A 9,210-nucleotide genomic window follows, 5' to 3' on the forward strand; every position below is an offset into this window, starting at 1 on the left:
GCGTGCTCTCTCGCTTTGTGGGGGGGGGGGGGGCGGGCCGGTCGGGGGCGCGGGCGGGCGACGCCACCCGGGCCCCGGCGGGCTGACCGTGGGGGCGCGCGGCCGCGCCCGCCCGCGGAGGTGGAACGTGACCTCATGGAACACCTCGTCGTGTCGCGGGAGGGGGAGTGTGCGGGTACGTCTGCTGACGGCTTCGCGGGCAGGCGGGTGCGGGGCCGTCAGCAGGAGCTCGGGAGGGTCAGGCGGTGGTCCACCAGGCGGTGGTGTCCGCGGGCAGTACGGTCCGGGCATTGCCCACCGTGATGTGGTCGCTGGCCATCAGGGGAGTACCGGGGGTGTCGAGGGTGACCGGGTCACTGGTGACGTTGACGGTACAGACGAACGTGGGCCCGTCGTCGGTGGTGCACTCGAAGACGAGCATGCCCTCGGGTGCCGGGAGCCAGCGCAGGTTGTCGGCGCCGCCGAGCGCGGGGTGGCTGCGGCGCAGGGAAAGCGCGCTGCGGTACATCTCCAGCGTGGAGCCGCCCCGGTCGGTCTGCGCCTCGACGCTCAAGTCCGCCCAGGCATCGGGCTGGGGAAGCCAGCTGGGTCCGTCTTCGACCTGGTTGAAGCCATAGGGTGCGCGGGTGCCGGACCAGGGGATCGGGACCCGGCAGCCGTCGCGGAAGCCGTCCTGGCCGGCCCCGCGGAAGTAGGCGGGGTCCTGGCGGACGTCGTCGGGCAGGTCGGTGACGTCGGGCAGGCCGAGTTCTTCGCCCTGGTAGATGTAGGCGGAGCCGGGCAGGGCGAGCATGAGGAGGCTGGCGGCACGGGCTCGGCGCAGGCCGAGTTCGCGGTTTCCGGTCTCGCGGAGCTGGGTGCCCAGGCCCGGCGGGTTGGCGAAGCGGGTGGCGTGCCGGGTGACGTCGTGGTTCGACAGGACCCAGGTCGCGGGCGCCCCGACCGGCCGCATGGCGTTCAGGGTGCCTTCGATCACCTCGCGCAGCGGGCCGGCCTGCCAGGCGGTGGCGAGGTACTGGAAGTTGAACGCCTGGTGCAGTTCGTCGGGGCGGACGTAGTTCGCCGTCCGTTCCAATGTCGGAGCCCACGCCTCGGCGACACCGATCCGCTCGCCGGCGTACTCGGCGAAGATCGTGTGCCAGTGGCGGTAGATCTCGTGGACGCCGTCCTGGTCGAAGCAGGGTCCGGCGTCGTTGCCCAGCAGCCGCATCCGCTCGTGGTCACCGAGGTCGGGCAGGCCGTCCGCCTTGACCAGGCCGTGCGCCACGTCGATGCGGAAGCCGTCGACCCCGAGGTCGAGCCAGAACCTGAGAATGGAGCCGAACTCGTCGCGTACGGCGGGGTGTTCCCAGTTGAAGTCGGGCTGCTGCGGGGCGAACAGGTGCAGGTACCACTGGCCCGGGCTGCCGTCGGGGTTCTTCGTGCGTGTCCAGGCAGGGCCGCCGAAGACGGACTCCCAGTCGTTGGGCGGCAGCTCCCCGTCCTGGCCCAGACCGTCGCGGAAGTGGAAGCGTTCGCGAACGCGGGAGCCGGGGCCTTCGCGCAGGGCCTGCTGGAACCAGACGTGCTGGTCGGAGCAGTGGTTGGGAACGAGGTCGACGAGGATGCGCAGGCCCAGTCGGTGTGCTTCGCCGATGAGGGTGACGGCGTCGTCGAGGGTGCCGAACATCGGGTCGACGACCCGGTAGTCGGCGACGTCGTAGCCGGCGTCGGCCTGCGGGGAGGAGTAGAACGGCGACAGCCACACCGCGTCGACGCCGAGGTCACGCAGGTAGGGCAGGCGGCTGGTGATGCCCGGCAGGTCGCCCATGCCGTCGCCGTCGGCGTCGGCGAAGCTGCGGGGGTAGACCTGGTAGATCACCGCCTCCCGCCACCAGTCGGCGGCAGGGGTGGATGCGGTGTGGGCAGCGATGAGCGACTGGGTCATGGAAGCGAGTCCTCATGTGAAGGGCGCGGCAGGCATGGCGCCGGGCGCGGACAGGGTGGAGCGAGACGGGGCGACTTGAAGACGCCCCGGGTGGAGCCGGGCTTCAGCCCTTGGTGCCGCCGGCGGTCAGGCCGGCCACGAGGTGGCGTTGTACGACGTAGAAGACCGCGCCGGCGGGAATGGCGATCAGGACCGAGGTGGCGGCCAGGTAGTTCCACTGGGAGTTGAACTGGCTGATGTAGCTCTGCAGGCCGACCGCGAGGGTGTACCTCTCCTCGGTGAGCATGAACTTCGAGGCGAACGCGACCTCGCCCCAGGCGGTGATGAAGGTGTAGAACGCGGCGACCGCGAGACCGGGCCGGGCCAGCGGCAGGATCAGGCGCCAGAAGGTGCCGAACGGGGACAGGCCGTCGATGCGCCCGGCCTCGTCGATCTCGGCCGGGATGGTGTCGAAGTAGCCCTTGAGCAGCCACGCGCAGTACGGCACCGCGGTCGAGCAGTAGATGACGACCAGGCCGCCGTAGGTGTCCAGGAGGCCGAGGCTGCCCATGATCTTGTACAGGGGGACCATGAGGACGGCGACCGGGAACATCTGCGTGAGAAGGAAGGTGTACATCAGAGAGCCGCGGCCGAGGAACTTCATCCGGGACACGGCGTAGCCGGCGCTCGCGGCGATGAGGACGCCGATGAGCATGGTGCCGAAGGCGACGATGATGCTGTTGAGCATCCAGGTCCCGAAGCCGGTGTTCTGCAGAACGTGCGTGTAGTTGTCCAGCGTCGCGTTGCTCAGAATGCGGGAGGGGTGCTGGTAGTCGTTCTTGTCCGGCCCGAGGGAGATGTAGAAGATCCACAGGACCGGGAAGACGGCGATGAAGGCCGAGGCCGCCAGGATCGCATGCAGGGAGACCGAGGCCTTGCGGCCGCGGCGGCTGAGCATGCGGCGGGGGTCGTTCGGGGATTGCGGGCCCCCGGCCGGCGGGGTGGTGAGGGTGGTCATTTAGAGGGCCCCCTGGTCGTTGCGCTTGAGCCAGCGGCGGTAGACGCTCGTGAAGACCACGAGGAGCGACAGGCACAGGATGCCGACGGTCGCGGAGCGCGCGTAGTCCTGGGGCTGCTGGCCGAAGAAGAGCCGGTAGGCGTAGGTCACCAGGATCTGGACGCTGTCGCTGTTGCCGCCGAAGAGCAGGAAGATCACGTTGAACTGGTTGAACGTCCAGATGACACCGAGCAGGATCACGGTGCTGCTGACGGGACGCAGGCCGGGCAGGGTGACGTGGACGAACCGCTGCCACGGGGTGGCGCCGTCCATCTCGGCCGCCTCGTACATCTCCCGGGGGATGGACTGCAGTCCGCCGAGCATGGAGATCATGATGAACGGGAAGCCGCACCAGATGTTCACGCCGATCGCGGCGACCTTCTGCGCGAAGGGGTCACTCAGCCAGGACGGTCCGTCGAGCCCGAGGCCGATCAGGAGCTGGTTGACGACACCGTCGTCCGCGAGGATCAGCCGCCACGCGAAGATCGTCACGAAGGTCGGCACCGCCCAGGGCAGGATCAGCAGCATGCGGTAGAAACCGCGGCCCTTGATCTGCCGGTTGATCGCCACCGCCAGGGCCAGACCGAGCGCGTAGGTCAGGGCGACGCACGCGACCGTCCAGATCACGGTCCAGGCGAAGTGGGGCCAGAACTGGTTGTTGGAGCCGGTGAGGATCTCGGTGTAGTTCTTCAGCCCGACCCAGGAGAAGGTGTCGGGGATCTCGTTGACGCCGATCGTGCGTCCGACGTTCTGGCTGGTGGCGTCCGTGAACGTCAGATAGATGCCCTGGAGCAGGGGATAGGCGACGACGGCGAGCAGGACCAGGACGACGGGCACGCACATGGCCCAGGCGTACCAGCGCTGGTCGTAGGAGTTCTTGATGCGCTGCATCGGGCCGCGGCCGGAGCCCCGGCCGCGGTGGCTCTGGCGGGCAGTTCTGCCCTCGACCACTGTGGTCATCTCGGCACCTCATGGGACAAGGACGGGAAGAAGCGTCAGCGGAGCGGGCTGCCCCCTGGTGCGGCAGGGAGCAGCCCGCGATGGTCTTACGGGGTGCTGAACTCCGGCAGCAGCTTCTTCGCCTCGGCGGCGGCCTTGTCCAGGCCGGGCTTCGTGCTCTCCTGCTTCGAGACGATCTTGATCAGCTGGGTCTCGAACGGCGTGTACAGCGAGGAATACTCGGCCAGCGGCTGGCGCGGCTCACCGTCGGCGAGGAGCTTCGAGTAGCCCGCGATGCCCGGGTTGGCGTTCACCTCCGCGCTGTAGGCGTCGTCCCGGGTCGGCAGGGTGCCGTTGGCGAGCGCGACCTTCACCTGGGACGGCGCGGAGGTCATGAACGCGATGAACTTCTGCGACGCCTCCTGCTGCTTGGCGTCCGAACCGGCGTAGGCGACGAGGTTGTGACCGCCCAGCGGTGCGCCCTGTCCCGCGCTGCCGGCGGGCAGGGCGGCGATGCCGAGGTTGCTCTTGTCCTTGAACGCGGCGCCCTTGAAGACGTTCGCGTTCTCCCAGGGGCCCTGGATGATGGAGGCGACCTTGCCGGTGTTGAACGCGTCCATGATGTTGGCGTACGCGTTGCTGGTGGTGTCGAGCTTGCGGATGCCGGGGGCCGCCAGCACGGAGTTGAGGGTGTCGATGCCCTTGACGGCGGCCGGCGAGTTCAGCGTGATCTGCTTCTTCGCCGCGTCGACCATGTCGGTGCCCTCGCCGTACAGGAACGGCATGGCGTAGTAGGACTGCGGGTTGAAGGCGAAACCGTCGACGCCGGTCTTCTCCTTCACCTTCGCGGTGTCCGCCTTCAGCTCGGCCCACGTGGCCGGCGCCTCGGTGATGCCCGCCTTCGCGAACAGTGCCTTGTTGTACATCAGCGCGAGCGTGTCGGTGACCTGGGGGACGCCGTAGAGCTTGCCCTCGAACTTCGCCTGCTCGATCAGGTTCGGCTTGAACTTCGCGCTCTCCGCGGCGGCATCGGTGCCGTCGAGCGGGGCGAGGAAGCCGGCTTTGGCGAAGCCGGGCGTCCAGCCGACGTCGGCCCGCAGCACGTCCGGGGCGCCCTTGCTGCCCGCCGCGGTCTGGAACTTCGTCTGCGCGTCGCCGAAGGGCACGCTGACGTACTTGACCTTGATGTCCGGGTTGGCCTTCTCGAAGTCCTTGACCAGGGCCTTGAACGTACCGGCCTCGTTCGTGGCGTCGGAGGTGTCCCACCAGGTGATCGTCACCGGGCCGGAGGTGTCGGAGCCGGAACTGCCGCTGGAGCAGGCAGTCGCGGAGATGGCGAGAGCCGCTACGACGACGGCTGCCGCAAGACCACGGCGCATGGGGAACTCCTCGAAGAAGGTCTGACCGGAAGGGCGGCCCGGGTGCTGCCGCCGGAGCGGGACGGAACCGGCGGCAGCCGGCAATCATGCACCTCCCGCCCATATCGGTCGTGGAGGGAGGCCGGGCCGCGGGTGGACTCCCTCGCCGCCCTGGGTGGTTTTCCGCCACCGGAAGGCGAGGTGAGCCCCTCGCGAGCTCTTTGATGTCGCAGACGTTAGCAGGTTATTAACAGGAGTTAGTTAACGTTTGCGTAACGCGGTTGTCGAAGGGTGTCCTCGGGCCGAAGGGCCGACACACCGCGGCTGGAAGCCATGGTGACCTGCGGAAACAGCAAACCCCGCCTCACCGGGGCGGCGGGCGGGGGAGCGGTGGGGTCGGTGTGTCAGTCCGTGGTCCGGGGGTGGGCTGTCGAGTCCCTCACGATCAGGTGGGTGCCGAGGAGCTGATGCGGATGCTGGTCCTCTCCCCGGATGGCCGAGAACAATAGGTCCGCCGCCGTACGGCCCTTGGTCGTGATCGCCTGTCGCACGGTGGTCAGGCGGGGCCGCATCCACGAGGCGTCGGGGAGGTCGTCGTAGCCGGTGACGGTCACGTCGCGGGGCACCTCGAGGCCGATGTCGTGCAGGGCGTCGACCGCTCCGAAGGCGAGGATGTCGGACATGGCGACGATCGCGGTGGTGGGCCGGGAGGACATGAACCTCTTCGTGGCCTTGAAGCCGTCCATGCGCGTGGCGGGGACCTCGACGATCTCGATGTCCTCGAGCCCCAGCTCGGAGTCCTCCAGGGCGCGGGTCACGCCGGCCATGCGGCGGGCGAGGGGGCCCCGGTAGCCGCGTTCGGCGTGCTCGGGTCCCGGGTCGATCGACAGCAGCGTGATCCGGCGGTGTCCGAGGTCGAGGACATGCCGGACCGCCTCGTACGCACCGCCCTCGTCGTCCACGTCGACACTGGACACTCCCTCATGGGCGCTGCTGTCGACGAGCACGAAGGGGATCCCGCGCCGGCGCAGCTCGGCCACTTCCCCCCGATCGTGCTCCAGGCCGCAGACGATGAAGCCGTCGACCGCCGCGTACGGGATCGCCTTGAGCATCGAGTCACGCAGCGGTGGGGTGAGCAGCAGGGTGTACCCCTGTTCGTCGCAGACCTGTCCTACGCCGGTGAGGAAGCGGGAGTAGTACGGGTTCTCCATCACGCGCGCGAGGTTCTGCGGCAGCAGCACGCCCAGCGACTGCGTCTGTCCGGCCTTGAGCATGCGGGCCAGCGTGTTCGGGACGTAGCCGAGGTCCTTGGCCACGCCCAGGATGCGATCCCGGGTGCCGACCGAGAGCTTCTCGGGGCTGTTGAAGGCGAATGACACCGCCGACCGTGACACGCCCGCCGCCTTGGCGACGTCGTTGGCCGTCGGCCGGGACCGCCCGTCGCTCGGGGCGGTCCCGGATGTGGTGGTCGGCATGTCTGGCCCCCGTGTCGGTAAACGATTAGTAACGGTATAGCGCACGGTCACCGCCCGGCGCCAGCAGGATGGAGGGCCTCGAACGGGAAGTGGGCAAGCCTGACCATCCCGGGTCTTCGGGCTGTCATTAACTCATTAATAAATTGAGTTAGCAAACCTCGAGAGTGTTCTGGAGGCAGGCGCCGACCCGACGGTGTTCTGCGGTGACCACAGCAGGATCGCCTAACGAGGATGGCGACCGCTCCGTCGATGACAGCACGAATGGGGAGACCCTGTGCACACGAGCGACGCGACCGGGACGGACCTGCCGGATGCACGCATGAGGCAACGCCCCGCTACCGCCCGGGAAGCCGACTTTCTGACGGCGATGCTGCTGGAGGCGGTCAACGGGGATCGGTCGTGTCTCACCCTGGAGGAGATCCTGCGGACCCGATCGGACAGGTGCTGTGCTCCCGGGACCCGGGAGATCCTCCTGGCCGATGGGCTCAGGCGTGGCCGGTGACGACGAGGTTGGAGCGGTAACGCTTCCTGGAGTCGTCCCAGTCGGCGCAGGTGATCAGTGTCAACTGGGGGTGGAGAGTGGGAGCGTAGACGCTCTGGGAGGGGAAGTCGCCCTTGGAGTAGACGGCCATGCGGGTGACGGTGAAGGTGACTTTGGTGCGGTCGCGGCGTGTGAGGGTGATGCGGTCGCCGTTGCGCAGGGCGCCCAGTCCGTAGAAGGCCGCGGGGCCGTTGGAGGAGTCGAGGTGTCCGACCACGATCGTGTTGCCGTGTTCCCCCGGGGTCGGGGATCCGTTGTACCAGCCACCCTGGTCCGCGTCCGCCGGCATGGCGATGGTGCCGTCCGCGGCCGTGCCGACGGACACGATCTTCGCGGTCAGCCCGATCTCAGGGACGTCGATGTGCTCGGGCTGGGATGCCGGCAGAACCCGGGCAGCTCCCTGCGGCGGCCGCGGTGAGGGATCGGACGGCCCCGCAAGGACGGATTCGGGCGCGGCGGGGGGTGTCGAGGGGGATGCCGCGACCTTGGCCAGGAGGGCGAGCGCGGCCGTGGTGAAGGCGATGGCCGTCGCAGTGTGAACACTGCGACGGCCACGGGGCCGGAAGCCGCTCATGCGGGTCAGTTCTGGCGGATGCCGCGACGACGCAGGTACATCACGCCGCCGGCCGCGACCAGCAGACCGCCGGCAGCGGTGAGTGCCACGGTGTCACCGTCCTGGGTGCCGCCCATGCCTCCGGCGACCGCTCCGGCCGGGGCCGTCTTCAGCGGTCCGCACAGGGCCGGGTTGGTGGCCTCCGAGGGCAGTGTGGCGTCGAGGTCGCTGGCGCCGAGGACGTTGTCGTACTTGCCGTTGCCGTTGTAGTCGATGCCGTGGACGACGACGACCGCGTTGTTCGAGCGCAGGCTCTTGGCGGTCTCCTCGTCGACCGTGATGGTGCGGTGGTAGGTGTAGGAGGAGCCCTTGGGGAAGCGGTCGACCGCGAGAGCGGAGTGGGAGGCTCCGGTGTCGCCGGTGGTGGTGAGGGAGGCGCCGATCTTGCCGTAGAACGGCAATCCGTCGGTCGTGTTCATGCTCAGCAGGCCGTTGTGCTTCGTGGCCGCCGACGCGGGCGGGCACTGGCCCTTGGCGCCGATGTGGAAGTGCTGGGCGTGCGGCGCGCCGGCGAGCAGACCCTGGGTCTTGATCGTGACGGTCGCCTCGTGCCCCTTCAGATGCACCGTCGCCGTGCCGGAGCCGGTCACCTTGTTGGTGGGGACGGGGGACAGCGTCGCGTGGAGGCTCTTGTCCTCCGCGTTGTCCGCGGCGAGCGCTGCGGGAGCGAGGGCGGTGCCACCGGCTATGACGGCGAGGACGGCGATCGCGGCGGGGGTGGCCTTCTGCACGGGGTGCTCCTACTCGATTGACGTCGGGAGTGCTGCGCTGCGTAGTACGTCGAGCGCATGAAGTAATGCTTGCCCGCTTGGCTCCGTTCCGGCCACCGCAGTGGAGCGTTAGGGCGACGTCACGTGGAGTGGTGCAACACACCGCAGTCATGCCGGACCCTGTGCAGCCCCCAAAGCTCAGCGAACCGGCGGGCCCGCGAAGCGCATGACCCGGGACGCACGTCATCGGTGTCCGCCTGGCCGAACAGTGTCGCGGGCAGTCCGACGTGTTCGCCCGGCCCAACAGGAAGGTGGCTACGAGCACCGCGGCGGCAGTCGCCAGTGCGAGAGCGAGTCTTGGGGCAAGGCCTGTTTCCCACTGTCCCTGGACGTATTCACGGAACCGCTGGTGTCGCCTTCGATCGTGCCGGAGCCGGCGGGAGCGGTCGCTTCCTGGGGCAGCTTGCGGTTGAGTTCGCTCTTGCCCAGGCCGAAGTCGTCATGCCGTTGCCGTCGGGGGGGGGGTCCGTCCGGCCGCTAAATGATCCGGCACACCGCCGCAGGCGATACGCCGAAGAGCGTGGTGAGCTGCCGCGTCGTGAGGTTCGTGC

General features: G+C 68.8%; 7 protein-coding genes. All 7 read right to left on the reverse strand.

Features of this window, described 5'->3' with window-relative positions; translation table 11 throughout:
* Positions 1-238 precede the first annotated feature (238 nt).
* The 7 genes from ABZ567_RS30920 to ABZ567_RS30950 all read right to left on the reverse strand — a co-directional run bounded on the left by ABZ567_RS30920 (position 239) and on the right by ABZ567_RS30950 (position 8,620).
* On the reverse strand, positions 239-1,927 hold the full coding sequence (locus ABZ567_RS30920; RefSeq protein ID WP_360796322.1) for a glycoside hydrolase family 13 protein: 1,689 nt from the start codon (positions 1,925-1,927) through the stop codon (positions 239-241).
* Positions 1,928-2,030: 103 nt separating this feature from the next.
* Positions 2,031-2,924 (reverse strand): carbohydrate ABC transporter permease, encoded by an 894-nt coding sequence (locus tag ABZ567_RS30925; protein WP_360796325.1) that lies wholly within the window; start codon positions 2,922-2,924, stop codon positions 2,031-2,033.
* Entirely contained in the window at positions 2,925-3,923 is a 999-nt protein-coding gene (locus ABZ567_RS30930) for a sugar ABC transporter permease (protein ID WP_360796328.1), read from the reverse strand.
* Between the two features lie 86 nt (positions 3,924-4,009).
* Positions 4,010-5,281: an extracellular solute-binding protein gene (locus ABZ567_RS30935; protein WP_360796331.1), complete on the reverse strand. Its 1,272-nt coding sequence runs from the start codon at positions 5,279-5,281 to the stop codon at positions 4,010-4,012.
* A 383-nt stretch (positions 5,282-5,664) separates the two neighbouring features.
* A complete protein-coding gene (locus ABZ567_RS30940) occupies positions 5,665-6,735 on the reverse strand; it encodes a LacI family DNA-binding transcriptional regulator (RefSeq protein ID WP_360796333.1) in 1,071 nt (356 codons plus the stop codon).
* Positions 6,736-7,220: 485 nt separating this feature from the next.
* A complete protein-coding gene (locus tag ABZ567_RS30945; protein ID WP_360796336.1) occupies positions 7,221-7,850 on the reverse strand; it encodes a sortase in 630 nt (209 codons plus the stop codon).
* A gap of 5 nt (positions 7,851-7,855) precedes the next feature.
* Entirely contained in the window at positions 7,856-8,620 is a 765-nt protein-coding gene (locus ABZ567_RS30950; RefSeq protein WP_360796339.1) for a hypothetical protein, read from the reverse strand.
* Positions 8,621-9,210 lie beyond the last annotated feature (590 nt).

The sequence above is a fragment of the Streptomyces sp. NPDC016459 genome (assembly GCF_040632845.1).
GTDB lineage: Bacteria > Actinomycetota > Actinomycetes > Streptomycetales > Streptomycetaceae > Streptomyces.